General features: G+C 37.2%; 14 protein-coding genes and 1 pseudogene. 2 read left to right on the plus strand and 13 right to left on the minus strand.

Features of this window, described 5'->3' with window-relative positions; translation table 11 throughout:
• Positions 1-107 precede the first annotated feature (107 nt).
• Entirely contained in the window at positions 108-1,250 is a 1,143-nt protein-coding gene (gene dnaJ, locus C228_RS0100080; RefSeq protein WP_018650695.1) for a molecular chaperone DnaJ, read from the plus strand.
• Positions 1,251-1,341: 91 nt separating this feature from the next.
• Here the strand turns inward: dnaJ and ptrA are convergent, their stop codons facing one another.
• The 8 genes from ptrA to C228_RS0100120 all read right to left on the minus strand — a co-directional run bounded on the left by ptrA (position 1,342) and on the right by C228_RS0100120 (position 12,241).
• Positions 1,342-4,299: a pitrilysin gene (gene ptrA, locus C228_RS0100085; RefSeq protein WP_018650696.1), complete on the minus strand. Its 2,958-nt coding sequence runs from the start codon at positions 4,297-4,299 to the stop codon at positions 1,342-1,344.
• Positions 4,296-7,616: an exodeoxyribonuclease V subunit gamma gene (recC, locus tag C228_RS0100090; RefSeq protein WP_018650697.1), complete on the minus strand. Its 3,321-nt coding sequence runs from the start codon at positions 7,614-7,616 to the stop codon at positions 4,296-4,298. Before recC ends, ptrA begins: the two co-directional genes overlap by 4 nt.
• Positions 7,617-7,732: 116 nt before the next feature.
• Positions 7,733-8,026, minus strand: coding sequence for a DUF5374 domain-containing protein (locus C228_RS0100095; protein ID WP_018650698.1), 294 nt, complete (start codon positions 8,024-8,026; stop codon positions 7,733-7,735).
• Positions 8,019-8,690, minus strand: a complete 672-nt coding sequence (locus C228_RS0100100; RefSeq protein WP_026313112.1) for a DUF2572 family protein — start codon at positions 8,688-8,690, stop codon at positions 8,019-8,021. The genes C228_RS0100095 and C228_RS0100100 overlap by 8 nt, the downstream gene beginning before the upstream one ends.
• A gap of 2 nt (positions 8,691-8,692) precedes the next feature.
• Entirely contained in the window at positions 8,693-9,385 is a 693-nt protein-coding gene (locus C228_RS0100105; protein ID WP_018650700.1) for a hypothetical protein, read from the minus strand.
• Complete coding sequence (locus tag C228_RS0100110; protein WP_018650701.1) at positions 9,345-9,872, minus strand: pilus assembly FimT family protein; 528 nt, start codon at positions 9,870-9,872, stop codon at positions 9,345-9,347. The genes C228_RS0100105 and C228_RS0100110 overlap by 41 nt, the downstream gene beginning before the upstream one ends.
• 89 nt (positions 9,873-9,961) lie before the next feature.
• The gene (fabA, locus tag C228_RS0100115) at positions 9,962-10,492 is read right to left on the minus strand and encodes a bifunctional 3-hydroxydecanoyl-ACP dehydratase/trans-2-decenoyl-ACP isomerase (RefSeq protein WP_018650702.1); all 531 of its coding nucleotides are present in this window, start codon (positions 10,490-10,492) and stop codon (positions 9,962-9,964) included.
• A 111-nt stretch (positions 10,493-10,603) separates the two neighbouring features.
• On the minus strand, positions 10,604-12,241 hold the full coding sequence (locus tag C228_RS0100120) for an AAA family ATPase (protein ID WP_018650703.1): 1,638 nt from the start codon (positions 12,239-12,241) through the stop codon (positions 10,604-10,606).
• A gap of 84 nt (positions 12,242-12,325) precedes the next feature.
• Between C228_RS0100120 and matP the strand changes: the two genes are divergently transcribed.
• Positions 12,326-12,772 carry a macrodomain Ter protein MatP gene (gene matP, locus C228_RS0100125; RefSeq protein ID WP_018650704.1) on the plus strand — a complete coding sequence of 149 codons (447 nt, stop codon included), beginning with the start codon at positions 12,326-12,328 and terminating at the stop codon, positions 12,770-12,772.
• A gap of 82 nt (positions 12,773-12,854) precedes the next feature.
• Here the strand turns inward: matP and C228_RS14675 are convergent, their stop codons facing one another.
• The 5 genes and pseudogenes from C228_RS14675 to trpS all read right to left on the minus strand — a co-directional run bounded on the left by C228_RS14675 (position 12,855) and on the right by trpS (position 16,521).
• On the minus strand, positions 12,855-13,022 hold the full coding sequence (locus C228_RS14675; protein ID WP_245552733.1) for an autotransporter outer membrane beta-barrel domain-containing protein: 168 nt from the start codon (positions 13,020-13,022) through the stop codon (positions 12,855-12,857).
• Between the two features lie 122 nt (positions 13,023-13,144).
• Positions 13,145-13,576: pseudogene (locus C228_RS14680) on the minus strand (autotransporter outer membrane beta-barrel domain-containing protein); the annotation flags it as partial.
• Between the two features lie 310 nt (positions 13,577-13,886).
• Positions 13,887-14,291, minus strand: a complete 405-nt coding sequence (locus C228_RS14685; protein ID WP_050560364.1) for a hypothetical protein — start codon at positions 14,289-14,291, stop codon at positions 13,887-13,889.
• Positions 14,292-14,667: 376 nt separating this feature from the next.
• Positions 14,668-15,240: a hypothetical protein gene (locus C228_RS14690; RefSeq protein ID WP_026313114.1), complete on the minus strand. Its 573-nt coding sequence runs from the start codon at positions 15,238-15,240 to the stop codon at positions 14,668-14,670.
• A gap of 252 nt (positions 15,241-15,492) precedes the next feature.
• Entirely contained in the window at positions 15,493-16,521 is a 1,029-nt protein-coding gene (trpS, locus tag C228_RS0100140) for a tryptophan--tRNA ligase (RefSeq protein WP_018650705.1), read from the minus strand.
• Between the last annotated feature and the right edge of the window lie 72 nt (positions 16,522-16,593).

The following is a 16,593-nucleotide window of genomic DNA, read 5'->3' on the forward strand; positions in this document are numbered from 1 at the left end:
CGCTTTCCCCTGTCCCTGATTTTCTTCTAAACGAAGAAAATTTTTCCCTCTCCCACAAGGGGCGAGGGTAATCAATTACAATTTTGTACGATTACAAATGAAACACTATGGCAAAAAAAGATTACTACGAAGTCCTTGGTTTACAGAAAGGGGCGAGTGAGAACGATATTAAACGTGCTTATAAACGTTTAGCATCAAAACACCATCCAGACAAAAACCAAGGCAGTAAAAATGCAGAAGAAAAATTTAAAGAAATCAACGAAGCCTATGAAGTGTTAGGCGATGCTGAAAAACGTGCCGCATACGATCAATATGGGCACGCTGCTTTTGAACAAGGCGGTGGTGCTGGCGGATTTGGCGGTGGCTTCGGCGGAGGCGGTTTCGGTGGCTTTGAAGACATCTTTAGCGAAATGTTCGGTGGCGGATTTGGCGGCGGTGGTCGCCGTAACCGTGTCGTTCGTGGTGACGACTTACGTTACGACATTGAAATCTCACTGGAAGAAGCGGTTAAAGGCTGTAAAAAAGATATTCGCATTTCAACATTAGCAGAATGTGATACCTGCCACGGTTCGGGTGCGGAAAAAGGTTCGAAAGTGGAAACCTGTTCGCACTGCCACGGTTCAGGCAGAATCCGCCGTCAGCAAGGTTTCTTTGTGACGGAAGCCGTATGTCCTAGCTGTCATGGAAGCGGTAAGAAAATCGAAAAACCTTGCAAATCTTGCCACGGCGATGGACGTGTTCAAAAAACGAAAAACTTATCTGTTACCATTCCAGCAGGTGTAGATACCGGTAACCAACTTCGTTTATCTGGAGAGGGCGCAGCAGGCGAAAATGGTGCGCCAGCAGGTGATTTATACGTCGTGATTCACGTTCGTGAACACGATATTTTTGAGCGTGACGGTTCAAATCTTTACTGCGAAGTGCCAATCAGCTTTACGATGGCGGCATTAGGCGGTGAGATTGAAGTACCGACACTTGACGGTAAATTAAAACTGAAAATTCCGGCGGAAACCCAAACCGGCAAATTATTCCGTGTGAGAGGTAAGGGCGTAACAAGTCCACGCGGCGGTTATGCAGGTGATTTAATTTGCAAAGTGGTGGTAGAGACACCGGTTGCGTTAAATGACAAGCAAAAAGACTTATTACATAAACTGGAAGAAAGTTTAGAGGGTAAAAGTCAGCATCGTCCGCAGCAAGAAGGTTTTTTAGATAGTGTGAAAAACTTCTTCTCGAACTTAGGTAAAAACTAAATATTAAAAAAGGCTTAGCGAATTTGCTAAGCCTTTTGTTTTTCTACAATGGTAAAATTTAGAACTTTTTTGACCGTTTGTAGATGATAATTTAGTAGTATTTAACCGAGAATTGTTTTTGGATTTGTTCAATACTCTTCACTTTCTCGTAGCCCGCTAGTTTCACTTCATCTTCGGCTTTCGCTTTCGTGCCTAGCGCTTGGCTGATAAATGAAAAGCCTTGCTGCTCAATCACCGTGTGTTTATAAAAATCCACAATATCTTGTTGAGTAAGTCGTTTTACCGCTTCGATCATTTTCGCACGTTGGTTGAACTGGTCATTGCGGCGATTAAAGTCAAACGCGAACTGTGAAAATTCTTGGTTTAACGATTCCGGTTTACGTTGTAATTTCTCAATTAAACTATCACGATATTTTACAAATTCCTGCTCCGATAAAGCGGTCAATTTTGTTAAACTTTCTGCAAAAAAGCGTTGGTTATGCTGCATAATGTCTGCCGGTGTCGTATTTGGACTTTGAACCATAAAACGCATACCAGCAGTTTTACCCATTTTAGCATTGGTTGCATAGACTACGTAGCCCAATTGTTTTCGGGTGCGCAAATCATCGAAATACCAGCGTCCGATAATATCACGCAATAAATTAGCTCGAGCCGAGCCTTCTAATTCGCCATAGCCTTTTGCAAGATAAGCGATGCTTAGTGCATTGTCCTCATGCGGTACAGTTTGTACATAGTTGAGTTTGCGGTTGCTGTCGTTAAGATCTAAATAACGTGCCTTTCCTCGCTCTACTTCACTGCTTTTAACAATGTTTTTTATGTCACTGACTAAATCTTCAACCTGTTTATCGTTGAGGTTACCCACTGACAGTACGCCTAATCCAGTTGATTTTGTTAACAATCTATCTCGCATCGCTTTTACATCTGCCAAAGTGGTGTCGGTTAGTACTTTGCGTTGTTTATCTTCTTCAAAATAAGGATAGCTGGCAAAGTTCGCGATAGCCTGATTTGCTTGTGTTAAGCTACTTTCTTTGCGTTGGCCGTCTAGCGCTTCGAAAGCCCGTTGTTTGGCTTGCACTAAGAAGTCTTCAGTTAATTCAAAAGTTTTGAATTGATTCAGCGAATCTTGGATTAATTTCGCTAAATGCTGTGTGTAGCCGGCTGCTTCAAGTGAAAGTCCATTCGGATAAGTAGTAATTGCTGCTTGCATACCAGCAACTGCAGTTTGGAACGCTAATTTCGTTTGTGCAAGGCTATTCATATAACCTAACAGCGTCGCACTTACCGCTTCTTTTAAATCATCTGTTTTCGGCATGATCGAGAAACTCATCGATACAATCGCTTTCGGATCATTAGCAAAGTATTGGCTCGGCATTGCATAAATCGCTTTGCCTGCCGTATTGATTAACGCCTTAGGTACTTTTCGATCGCTGATTGGTTGAATCAGAGAAAAATCAGTCGCGAAATAAGGATTCAGTTCGGGTAGCTTTAAAGCCGGATTATGGCTGAAATCCAACCATTTTTTCCGTTGTTCGTCACTGATTTTTGCAATCGAATAATTGGCCTCAAAGTAAGGTGATTTTTTATCGGTATGCGCTTTTTCATCAACCAGCAAAATACGGGCATTGTCTAATGTCATCTCAGCCAGTTTGGCTTTGATTGCTTGTTTATCCATCGTATCAACAATAAAGTCTGCATCTAAAATATGTTCCAATGGATAATGTAGCATTTGTTCAGCTAATGATTCGATGTAAGTACCATTTTTTTCCACCTGTAAATGTTGAAAATCCTGCTTTAAGCTTTCTCGAACTTCATTGAAGTAACTTTCTTGAATACCGATTTGTTTCACTTGTTCGATTTGCTGGAAAATCAAGGAAATGATCTTATCTTTTTCGGTCAACCCCTTGTCGGTTAAAGCAATATAAATGGTGAAATTACCACGATTACGACTGACATTTGGTGTTGCTTGTGCAGCAATACCACTATCTGATAACCCTTGTTTGATTAAGTAGTCAGATAAAGTGCCGTTGGTATTATTGTTAAGAATATAAGCTAAATAATCGCTGGTTTTGTGGGCAAATTGTGCTTCATCATTCGGTACATCAAATGAAACTGCCAGCATTTTGGTCGGTTGTACTGGTTTATAATGAATCATGACACCTTTATCTTCCGCACGGAAAAACGGCACATCTACACTAGGGGCAGCAATATTTTTATTTGGCATTTTACCTAATGTACGATCAGCTAATGCAGCAAGTTGCTCAATAGGTTGATTCGAATATAAAACCGCTTTGACTAAATTTGCCGAATAGTAGCGTTGGTAAAATCGTTCTAACTCCGTTTGTAATTTACTGTTCGGTTTATCCGAAAGTGTTTCCTTATTGCCAACCGCAAATTTGGTAATAGGGTGTGCAGGGTTAGCAGTTGCTAAATTTACACTGTTCAATAAATGGCCATCGCTTGATTTAGCACGAACCATTTCGGCATTTACGGCATTCACTTCTCGTTTCGCATTACTTTCTGACAGGAGCGGTTGTGCAAAAGCATCTGCTAAACGAGCGACCGCTCCATCAAACGCATTATTATTCACTTCTAAATAATAAGCTGTGCGATCAGCTGTGGTAGAGGCATTGTTATAGCCGCCATTTTCCGTTAAAAAGCGATCTAGACTATTAGTCTCCGGAAACTGTTTAGAACCCATTAAGATCATGTGTTCCAAGTAATGAGCCAAGCCTTGTTGCTGAATGGGATCTTCCATAGAACCGATAGGTAGTGCTAATGACATTAACGATTTATTCGCTTTGTTGTCCGAAATCAGCAGTACCGTCATGCCGTTTTTTAAGCGAATAGCCTGATAAATGGCGTTATCATTCGGGCTTTTGTTGATCTGCTGATTGATAAACTCAAAACCTTGCGTTTGTACAGCCGATAGGGATGTACTAGCGGTCGAATTTTGCGGAATATTTGCAAATATGGTTGTGGCGCTGACACTGAGCGCAATCGCAGAGTAAAGCGTATGACGAATCATGCGACTTATTACGGTTTTTTTCACTCGTTCTCCTTTTTATTCTTATTCGGTTTACTGTCTTGCATTAAAGCAAACCATTGTTTCGTTGTATGATGAATAATACTGTAATCCAATTCGGAACTTTGTACTAAAACTCGCTGTAGGTAACTGGCTTCAAACGAATTGTCTTCTAATAATTTAAAAATTTTCTGAGAGCAATATTCTTCAATATTTTCAACGTCTTCTATTTTGGCAAAATAATCGTCTAAACCGGCAGAAATCCCCCAGCGTAGCGCTTGAAAGCTATTAAGGTAATCTTCTATATAAATAGCTAATTGTTCAAATGCCTGTTGTTGACTAATCGGATTAAATTGAAATATTTGCGTTTCTTCACCATTACGCACAATATATTTCAAACGAATAGTATTATTTTGTAATAGCGTAACTAAATAATAAATCCAAAAACGGATAATATCTTTATCTTTTAATGAACTTACTTTCCAGAATACGATTTCATCATCAAATAATTGTTGGATATTCCCATAGAGTTTTATTTTATTCGAACTAATCGGAAAATATTGCTCAATCGTTAAAATTTCACTCTGCCTTAAGTAGGGTGATATTTCATTTCTCATGGCTTTTATTGAGTTTTCCAGTTCGGTTTCGTACAACTTAGCAAAATTTGATGAAGGTAAATTACCTTTTAACTGTTCTTGATAGAATAAACTCCGACTTTGTTCCTCATCAATCGTTAATAGTTTGGTTCTTAACTGGTAATTATCCAACGCATTCAAAGTAAACTTTTCCGATTCTTCAATACTTTCTTCATCGTAATTAAAATAAATACCTAATTGGCGGTTAAAGAAATATTTAATTGGGTTTGTGATATAACTAATTAATTCATTTAAATTAATTTCTGTTGGGCTATCCGCTGTAAGCTGCCCGTTTAAGAAATTTGATTGAATTGCATTCTGTTCAAATAGTTTGAGCCACTCTTTATCATAAGAAATATGAGGGTAACTAAAGTTGCTTGGGCTAAAGACCGTCATAGGATGGCGTTTCACGATAAAATTGGCAGCATCTTTGTCAGCTAAAATTTGTTGAGCCGATTCAGATAAATGTTCTCCGATATAATCTAATAATTGAGCAACTAAAACGGAAGGTAAGCGAACTTTATTATCCGTTACCGATTGTCCGACATAGCTCACGTAGAAAATCTCTTGGGCTGAAAGTAAAGCCTCTAAAAATAGATAACGGTCATCGTCTCTGCGTGCGCGATCGCCTTTTTTCGGTGCGTATTGCATTAAATCGAAGCTATTTATCGAATGTTGTCGAGGAAAATCAGCTTCATTCATACCGAGCAAACAAACCACTTTAAATGGAATAGCTCGCATTGGTAATAACGTACAGAAATTCACTTTTCCAGTTAAGAACTGCAGGCTATTTTGTTGTGTATTGAGGCTCTCCTGAAGTAATAAGGCGAGAATTTCAATAGAAATTTCATCCTCAAAGCGTGCTTGTTCAATTTTTTCCAATACAGCCTGCAACGTCGTTTGTAGCAGAGAAAGTGAATCGAAATGCTCGCCACCATCTTGATAAAAATCACTGATTAATTCGGTTAGTTTTTGTTGCCAAATACCAATACTGTGTGATGTTTGGATAAATTGCTGCCACGTACTAAGCTTTTCTAAATAATGGCATAAGTAACCGACAAGCTCAGAAGCTAAACCATAACTTTCGTTAAATCCAATAGCTTCTTGCCAAATACCATTTTCTTCTTTGAGGCTTGTACCGAGTAACAAACGAGTTAAACCGTTTTGCCATGAGTTATAATTTTGCCATTGGTTTTGCTTGATAGTTAATCCAGCGCGGATACCTACTCCTTTTATCCAATGTCGTAGAGTATAAATATCATCAGATTGGATGTGAAAACGGCTTCGGATCGCATTTACATCTAATAAATCTAAGAGTGCTTCTGCGTTAAAGTTACTTTCTTTTAAATTAAGTAAACTTAAAAAGCTGCTGATAATCGGATCTACCGCAGTCGCTTTTTGATCTGAAAGTGTAAAAGGAATTCTTCTCGGATCTTTATGATCAAAGCGAGAAAATACCGCATTAATGTAAGGTGCGTATTTATCAATATCTGCAGACATCACAATAATATCTTTAGGCGTTAATGCCGGATTCTGCTCAAATAACTGTAAGAGATAGTTATGTAACACCTCTACTTCACGCATTACGCTATGGCACGAATGAAATTGCAATGATTGGTCTTGTTCATCTAATTCAAATGTTTGTGCATTATTAAACGCTAGAATGGCATTTTTAAGCTTGATGAGATTGGTTTCGCCGATATACGGATCGAATACATCTAGGGTATAGTCGAGCTCTTGTTCTACTAGTTGCACCAAAAATTCTCGCCCCTGTTTTCCCCACATGGTAAGTAGTTGGTTACCTTGCTTTTCCAGTAAATCAGTTAAATCAGCTTCCGATAATTGCTGCTTCAAAGCTAATTTCTCCAGTGCGCTATCTTCAACACTATCGCCCCAATATTCTTGGCTTGGGTTTAAGAAAAATAAGTGAATATCACAATGTATACTCAGTTTTTTTAACACTGCTAACTGAGTTGCTGGTAGAGATGAAATACCGAAAATAAAGATTCTCTGCGGAAGTTGTTCTTTCTCTTGAGCAGTTAAATTATCTAATTTTTGGAAATACTGATCTTGTAAATAAGCTCGGTGCGAGGTGATGAATAGGCTTTCATCACTATCTAATTTAATATCGTTAATTAACGCATTCCATAAGATAGCTTGCCATTGTAGATTAGCTAGGATTTCTTGTTCATTTTTAACTTTAAATGCATTGGAATGCATGATTTCAGAAAGTACCGCTTCAAGTTGGTTGTTTTCCCAATGTACTAACCAATGTGGTCGATAAACCAAATATTGGTCAAATAGATCCGCAATTTTAGCTGAGAGCTGATAGAGCTTAAGTTGATACTGGCGAATATCTTGCTGTAAATATGATTTTAGCGCACTGAATTTTGCCATATCTAAATGGGCAGGAATCAGGCGCATTAATCGCCATGTCACGGAAGAACGTTCAAAAATATTTTCTTTCGGTAGTGAAGGAAATAGCACGCGGTATTGCTGCCATAAAAAGCTGGTTGGAAACAAAAAGTCATAATTGCCCGCTACGCCAATGGAATCGGCGATTTGCATTTGTAGCCATTGTGCCATACCGACACTTTGTACAAGTATGGTCTCGGTACTAAACGGATTTGGATTTGGATTGGCTTTTTGTAGATGAATCAGCATTTCTGCTAATGATGATAGCTTTTGTGAATGGTAAACCGTGAACATAATTGATACCTCATGTAAGGCGGTGATTTTCTACTAATTAGCTTAGAGATTCAATCACTTTTGCTGACACTTTACGGATAAACAAGCGGTCAGATTTTACGGTTTTTTTGCAAAAGTTATGGAGTAATATCTATTTTGCCTAATGGGAAGCTCACACTGATTTTATTTTCATTACATTCAATATGGAATTTTAGGCGATTCTGCTGAATATTATGTTCACAGGGTATTTTTGCATACTTCAGTGCGAGTTGGTTTTCAATAATTTGTAGGGCTTGTTGTTGCTGATAAATATAATTGATTTTTTCTGTTTGGTAGCTTTCCCAACGTGAAGTAACAATAAATATAAAAGAAAATATCATGATGCCGATTAATATTGAAATAAATGATTCTGATTTAATTAACTTATTCATTGTTTAACATATTCCTTGATGCGGGGAGTTCTTGCCAACGAGCATATTTATTTTCTAAATTTAATATAACTTTCTTTTTGAAGGTCATATTTCTTTCTTCTCTATTGTTATCATAAGATGAATATAATATGCCGTAAAATTTGGCACTGCCTTTAATATCAAAGTAATAATCAGTAATAATTATGCCATAAAAATCTTGGTTAAGCGTTTCGTCTATATCACCTTTAGCTAAAACAATTTTTGGATCTTGTTCAGAGCTGGCGGGAAGTTCGTCTAGATGTTCTATTTCAGTTATTTCGGTATTAGTAATATCTAATACATCAGCTAGCCGTTTAAAATGAATATATTTTTCTTTAGTAGGTGTTTTTTCAACAAATAAGCTTTTTTTGGCACAATAAATAGCATATTTTTGGTTTCCGGTTTCAATTTTCACTTCAGTTGTTTTAGTCATAATAGGGCGTTTTATTTGGCTACAACTGATTGGTTGCTTATTTAGTTTGGTTAAAACGGAGAATTTTTCCGATAAATAATTGTTTTGATAATTTTGAGTTTTTATTTCGGAGTGAATGAATTTTTCTTTAGTTAATAGTATTATTGTCATCACAAAGGATATTGTGAGTAAGGAAACAATTAATATGCTACTGTTTAACGTATGTTTTTTCATATTTAATTTAGGATATAGATATAACTGGTTGTACCGTATTCAATATTTTTATATTTTACGGATGAGAGTTTTAAATTAACTTGCAGAAGTTTTTCGGGGACTTTCCATGAAAATGAGAGTTTATTTACTTTATAATCATCAATGGTAGTAAGCTTTTTCCATTTTTCCTGACAGGCATTTAGTAACTTCTCACATTCTATTTTTTTACAATCAGTTAAATTATTTTTATCATAAATATAGATCTCTTGATTCTCGAGTTTAAAACCGAAAATCTCTTTTGCTAAATCGTGAGTATTATTTGTATCATTTTTTATACATGATGCATTTTTCGTTTTTCTTTTGCCAAGACAGCCGTCATTATTCAAATCATAAAAAAATATAAAGCAACTTTCTTTAGTTAATGAATAACGTTTTTTATCTTTTTCAAATAAAGAAAAATTACTGTTTTCTCTATTAACACCTTGGAATCCTAAATGCTGGAGATGTTGTTGAAAATAATGAACAAGCTGATGCGCCTCTTTCTGTAGAAATAAATCTTCTTTTTGTTTATGACTATTTTGAGTGAATTGACTATAGGACTTGGCTGCCAGTAGTACGATAAATACGGCTAACGAAAGTGAGAATAGAAGTTCTATTAGACTGGATGCGGATAATTTAGTCTTTACAATAGCTACGTTTATGCTTCGGCATAACATAAATTCTTCCCCATTGATCTAATTGTAATATTTCATTTGAATTATTCAGAGATACGGAAAGGCATTTCGATTCTAATCTTCCGGTCATACCATCAATATTAATAAATGCTTGAGGATATAAGCTTTTATTTTTTATTGCGGTGCCTTTATGATGATTAATATAAATATGATGTTCATCATTTATGGTGCAATGTTTGGTATTTAAACAATCACAAATAATTTGTTTTTTATTGTTATTTGTTTTTTTAATTGCAATAACACACCATTTCTTCTCTTTATTATTTTGTGAAATGGTAAGCGTATAATTTGATTTATCGTAACGTGCTTTTGTTTGTAATTGATAAAGAAATGATTGGAGGGATTCTATTTCACTGTTTAATGCGGTTAAATCATTTAAATGGAATACAATCGGAGAAATAAAATAAATTGAAATTACCAGAATAGTAAAGGTAATAAGAATTTCGATGAGTGTAAATGCTTTAAACATAAAATAATATCCCTCTGGCAAGGGATATTATTTAATTCGATTAGAGAATGAAATGAAGTTTATCTATTTTTTCGATCTGGATCGCAAAATTAGAAAGCTGAAGTGTCTTGGAAAAGCCCTACTTTTAAATCGGTTGCGGTATAGATGATGCGACCGTCAACTTCTACTTCACCATCAGCTAAACCCATGACCAATTTACGATTGATCACACGTTTCATATTAATACGATAAATTACTTTTTTAGCTGTCGGTAGGATTTGACCGGTGAATTTAACTTCACCCACACCTAGCGCACGACCTTTACCTTTGCCGCCAACCCAGCCAAGGAAGAAACCAACTAATTGCCACATTGCATCTAACCCTAAGCAGCCCGGCATTACTGGATCGCCAATGAAGTGGCAGCCAAAGAATGGAAGGTTCGGATGAATATCTAATTCGGCTTCGATATAACCTTTATCGAATAAGCCACCGTTTTCAGTCATTAAATTAATACGATCCATCATTAACATCGTTGGCGCGGGTAGCTGTGGCCCTTCTTTGCCGAATAATTCACCACGACCTGATGCTAATAAGTCTTCATAGGTATAGCTTGATTTAATGTTTGGTGTACAGTTGTTCATTTTTTTCTTCCAAAATAAATATAAGAAAAGCCCGTACAATCAGGGCTCTGTATGGAGAGCGATAGTACAGGCTTTTAATTTGGCGTACAACTGTTAGCTGAGCTTGTCGGATCAGTGCTTACCTAAGAATTGGCAAATCTTTGCAAAAAAGGAACCGCTTTCTTCTCGTTCTTGCCCTTGCTCAATATGTTGATGAATCAGCCCAAATACAGAAGGTTTATCGGCTGAAGCGACATTTTCATCATCGTAAAAGTGGCGATCTAACAAAATTTGAATCGCTTCGAAAACGTGTTCAATTGCCCAAATTTTGAACTGTCCGGCTTTTACGGCTTCGATCACTTCTGCTTTTAAACTCAAATGTGAAATACAGGTTGCGGGGATAATTACACCTTGTTTTTCAGTTAAACCACGGGCTTGGCAGATATTAAAGAATCCCTCGATTTTTTGATTTACGCCGCCGACACTCAATACGTTACCAAATTGGTCAATTGAACCGGTAACGGCAATCGATTGTGGTAAAGCCAGTTTGGATAGCGCACTGATTAATACGCAGAAAATAGCCAGCGATGAACTATCGCCATCTACTTCGCCATAAGACTGCTCAAAGGCGAGTGATGCGGAGAACGGGAGTTGTGTCGGAAATTCTAATAAATTAGCTAAGCAAGATTGCGCAATAATTATACCTTTAGAATGAATATTTCCGCCTAATTCAACTTTACGTTCAATATCGGTAATTTCGCCGTCGCCGTGTTGTACGTTACAGCTAATACGTAACGGCTCACCGAATGAATGAGGAATGCCGTCAAACTCAATCACGGATAAGCCATTAATTTGTCCGATTTCTTCATCTTCAGTCTTGATATATAGCTGGTGCGTAAGAATATCTTGCGTTGTATATTTATTTAAAACGGAGGATTGCTGTTCTAAATAATCAAAATATTCTGTGACTTGGCTTAAAGTGGTTGAATTTGGGTAAAAATTTGCAAGACCTAACAAATGCTTTTTGAGTAACGTCGGTGAAATAGAGACTAATTCTTGGCTTTCACTTTCTCGCACATAAGCTTGTAAAAGCTGATTTAGTGCTTGGTTAGTAAACGATTTGTTAACCCATTTTTGAGCGCTTGATTGAATATAATTACCCCATTGCTCAAGATTTTCGTCATTAAGAGTTAAATAGGATTCTACTTCGGTATATTGTGCAACTTGATAGAGACTATCGTCATATTCAGCCAATAGAGATATATCTTCCCGGCTACCAATCAGTACCAGTTTGAAATTTGACTGAACAGTTGGGAGCAGGTAAGGGATATTATTCACTGCATTTTGTTCAAATGAGCCGAACAGTAGCGCCTGTTTTAATTTGTCCCATTGCGTGATATCCAATAATAATGAGTTCACATTCAGCAGCAAAATACCATTGTTTGCTTGTTGAATCGCCCCCATTACGTTTTCTACTTTATGTTCTTTTTCAAGGTAAATGCTATAACCGAATAAGTGGTTGCGATTAAATTCGGTTTTGGTAACCAGAGGATATGCAAGATTTTCGGCAAGATAATTTTTAATCTCTTGGATAAATTCAGGGAATGTTTCCGTCTTTATCACTAATAGCGAGCCAAATTGCCCACGTTTGAATTGGTCGATCGCTTGTTTTGCATTGGGTTGGAAATCAAAGAACCCTACTTCATTGCTCGTTTCTTGAAATGAATGATGTAAGGTGAGAGATTGCCAGTCTAATGGGGTTAAATTCACGAAAATGCCTCATAATAGAAATTTGGTTTATTATACAGAATTCCGTTATACTTGCCTAAGTTTAAGCACTGTGAAGAGAAGAAAATGCGCTATCAAAAGTTAGAGATTCAAGAAGCGAATTGGAAATGGAAGTATTTGCTCAAAAAGCATCGAGAAGGTGAAAATATCACGAAGCACGAGGAAACCAGTTTGATTGAGTTGAAAGTCCAACTTTTAACGACGCTTCAACATTCGCCGGAAGAAATCGAGCAATGGATTAAAGCGGAGATGACGGCGGAGCAGCGTAAAAAAATGCGCCAGTCGATTCGTGCTAAACGTAAGCGCTTTTTTAATGCGGAAAAAATCACAACAAAGAAAAAATCGATTGATTTAGAATATGCGAGTTGGTTACGTTTATCGAAGTATTCGAAAGAAAGAAAGATGACGTTGTCCGAAGCTATCAATCATTTGATTGATGAGTTAGAAAATCAGCATATCTATTTGGATCAAATGGAAAAAATGAAGTCCAGCCTTAAAGATTTGTTGAAGTAAGCGGTCATTTTTCACCGAAATTTTGCAAAAAATATGAGCGCTACGTTTAGCGCTCATAGTGTTCTTATCAGTAAATGCTAGCTTAGAAAGTTACTCTCACACCAGCTGTCACAACATTGTTATGACCTTTATTTTTCGTCAGTTTGAAATCGTAGTTAACATATAATGAAGTGTTTTTATTCACTTCCGTTAATGCACCTACACCAACTCCAACCCACGTTTTGCTTTTCGTAGGACTGATACCTTTCACATCAAATTTCGCATCTTATAAACCGGTATAGCTTGCTTTAAAGCTAAGATCTTCATCATTAAACACCTTTTGGTGATTGACATAACCTTGAAGGGTTATGTTCATCCCTGCAACATTTACATCTAATGATGTACGTAAACTAACGAGTTCGCTAGTTTGTCTATAGGTTGCTTTATCCGCATTAAACCGAATTGATTGTTTTCCTCACTAAATGCGCCACGTCTGACAACATAGTGATTTAAACCGACAAACGGTGTAAATGCAAGATTACCCATTTTGAGATCATCGCCTGACCCAACATAAGCAGAAAGCACTTTATCACGGTGGTTAATTTTTGCTGTACTTACGTTATTATCCGCCAAAATAATATTACATTCGACATCTGAATTAACGCTGCCATAACCTACACGACCTCGTACATACCAAGGTGTTTTGTGTTTGTTACCTACACGAGCATATAAAGACGCACCAATTCCATCCGCTTTTGAGTAATTAAGTGCTGCACCTAAAATAACATCGTTAGTGAATCGTTTATCAAAACCTAGTTGGCCTGCATAGGTATTTGTTTTACCTTCACCGAATCCTGCTTCTTTTAAAGTACCGTTTCCGTAATACCGGTTGCCTACAAACCTGCGGTGTTACCGACATTATCTAATGCGCCAAGCATTACTAAACGGTTAGATAAGTCTTTGTTTACTGTCTCCGCGTTTTCAAAAGTAAGCGCCTGCGCTGATGCATAAATTTGACTAGATAGGCTATCTAAAGACTACGCTTTGCGTATTAGCATTTGCAATACTATTTTGTAAAACAGCCGCTTGTTGTGCAAAAGAGTTGTTTGTTGCAGTTGTTGTGCTTTTATTTTCCTCAATTTTGCGCTGAAGTTGTGTAGTTGTTGTTAATGGTTGAATAACCTTGGTTAAAAAACGTACCTTCGTTATTTACGCCTTCAAAAGTACTTGCACCAGATAAGACAAGTTCACCTCTACCATTTTTAACTAAGCCGGCGTTACAGTCAATATCATTTGAGAACTCATAACGTCCATTTGGGATATTAACAGTCACGTTATCTGCAAATACAAGACCTTTGTCAAAACGTGTAGGACCATTGATAGCTTTTTCAACATTGAGTAAATCCCAACCATATACATCATCTACGCCAAGCGCACCAATATCGATTGTTGTGGGTAAGATAGATTGTTTGATCAAGTTACCATCCATCCAAGGATATTTTTGCTTCACTAATACTGCAGTACTAGTTGCGGCTGGCACGGCAAATGATGAACCACTTGATACTACGTTACTCAGGCATATAGTGAGGTAAACCTGCTTGAACGCTCGGATCTTTGTTACCCGCAGCCCAAATAAATAAACCGCCGTCTTTTATTTTTATAGAAGTTCAAGATACTACTATAGAATTGGCGTTTGTAGTAGTACATAGAACGGCTATCATTGTTAAAGTAAGTTAATGGCTTGGAATACCATATGACTGGTTGAAGATTCTTGCGCTTCTATTCCATAAATCATTATAGAATGAAGCACTTTGTACCCTGCTACCATAATATCGTGAGTTGCCGATGAAGGCGCAGAACGGCCTGTTTCAATGATTTCAGCATGATCACCGAATTTTTCTTGATATTGTTTGCCATCATATAGTTTTTAAGCCGTTATCTAGGATACCGACGATTACACCACTACTGTTCAAGGTAACATTGGTCTTGTTATTTGGATCGCGTAAGTTATAACTGCGTGAATGGTCATTCCATTGTTCGCCTCGAATAGGCACATCAGATGTAACAATTGGAGATCGTGTTGTGATAGGCTTACTTGGACGAATAATGATAGGACCTGTATCAGAGATAGGTGGTTCAGGTTCACGAGCCGGCTTAGTATCTACGACAGGCCTTGTTGGTGGTGTTATTGGTCTATTTACAACTATTGGTTTTCCAGCTGAGATAATTACTCGAACAGCGGTTCTACCATTTACAGTTGTGTAAATTTTGGTAATTAGTACACCATTTATTTTTGTCGTTACCGCTCGGGTAATAGTACCCGTATAGCGAGTTGGATTAAACCAAGACGAATATTTATTATAACTATTCGCTGCATTCGGATAATATCTCGCAGTGGTTGCAAGTTCGCTGGCTAGCTTACTTGCATCTGCCTCGGTTGATAAGGCTAACATTGTTGCCATCGCAACGACTAAGCTCTTGCTTCTCATGTTTTAGTTTCCTTCTAATACATTCGAAAATATCCCCCCTATCTGAAATTAAATATTTATTATGGATCCTTTTAATAAATAGTTAAAAAATAAGGGGGCTAGGATTAAAACAAAAAGGAAGAGTAAAATCAATATAATATGAGCATTATTATGAATATAATTAAATTTGATAAATAAAAATAATCATATTTTGAGCAAATAAAAAGGCTAAATTGTTTCCAATTTAGCCTTAAATAAATATTAAAGAATATTTTATTGTACAAAACCGACTAATTTATATACTTTTTCAAGTGTTTTTCTCGCACGAGCTTGAGCTTTTTCTGCACCTTCACGGAAGATTTTTTCGAGTAACGCTTCATCTTGACGAAAGTGGTTATAACGTTCTTGAAGATCAGTTAGAAGTGCTGAAACTTGTTCCGCCACTTCAGTTTTTAAATGACCATACATTTTACCTTCAAATTCCGCTTCTAATTCTGCAATGGTTTTACCGTTTACTGCAGACAGAATATCTAATAAGTTTGATACACCTGCTTTATGTTCACGGTCGTAACGCACTACAGGCGGCTCATCGCCATCAGTCATTGCACGTTTGATTTTCTTCGCGACCACTTTCGGGTCTTCTAATAAACTGATGACATTATTACGGTTGTCATCTGATTTCGACATTTTTTTAGTCGGTTCAAGTAATGACATTACACGTGCGCCCGCTTTTGCAATAAACACTTCTGGTACTTGGAAAACCGGCTCAATCACATTACCTTCCGCATCTTTTTTTCCGTAAAGTGCATTAAAACGGTTGGCAATATCACGAGTAATTTCTAAGTGTTGTTTTTGGTCATCGCCCACTGGTACTTGGTTTGCTTGATAAAGCAAAATATCTGCTGCCATTAACACCGGATAAGTAAATAAGCCGACATTCACGTTTTCTTCATAACGTGCCGATTTATCTTTAAACTGAGTCATACGGCTCATTTCGCCGAAGTAAGTGTAGCAATTTAGCACCCACGCTAATTGAGTATGCTCCGGCACGTGTGATTGGATAAAAATCGTGCTTTTTTTCGGATCGATACCGCAAGCCAAATAAAGCGCTAATACGTCTAAAGAGGCTTTACGCAATGCTGCCGGATCTTGACGCACGGTAATCGCATGTAAATCAACAATACAGAAAAGGCAATCGTAATCGTCTTGCATTTTCACCCAGTTACGCAGTGCGCCTAAATAGTTTCCGATCGTCAATTCACCCGATGGCTGCACACCACTAAATACAATAGGTTTGGTCATTTTTTATAATCTCTTGTTAAATTAGAAACGAATGGGCTTATCTTAGCCTTTATTGCTATTCGATAAAAGCAC

The organism is Actinobacillus capsulatus DSM 19761 (assembly GCF_000374285.1).
GTDB classification, from domain to species: domain Bacteria; phylum Pseudomonadota; class Gammaproteobacteria; order Enterobacterales; family Pasteurellaceae; genus Actinobacillus; species Actinobacillus capsulatus.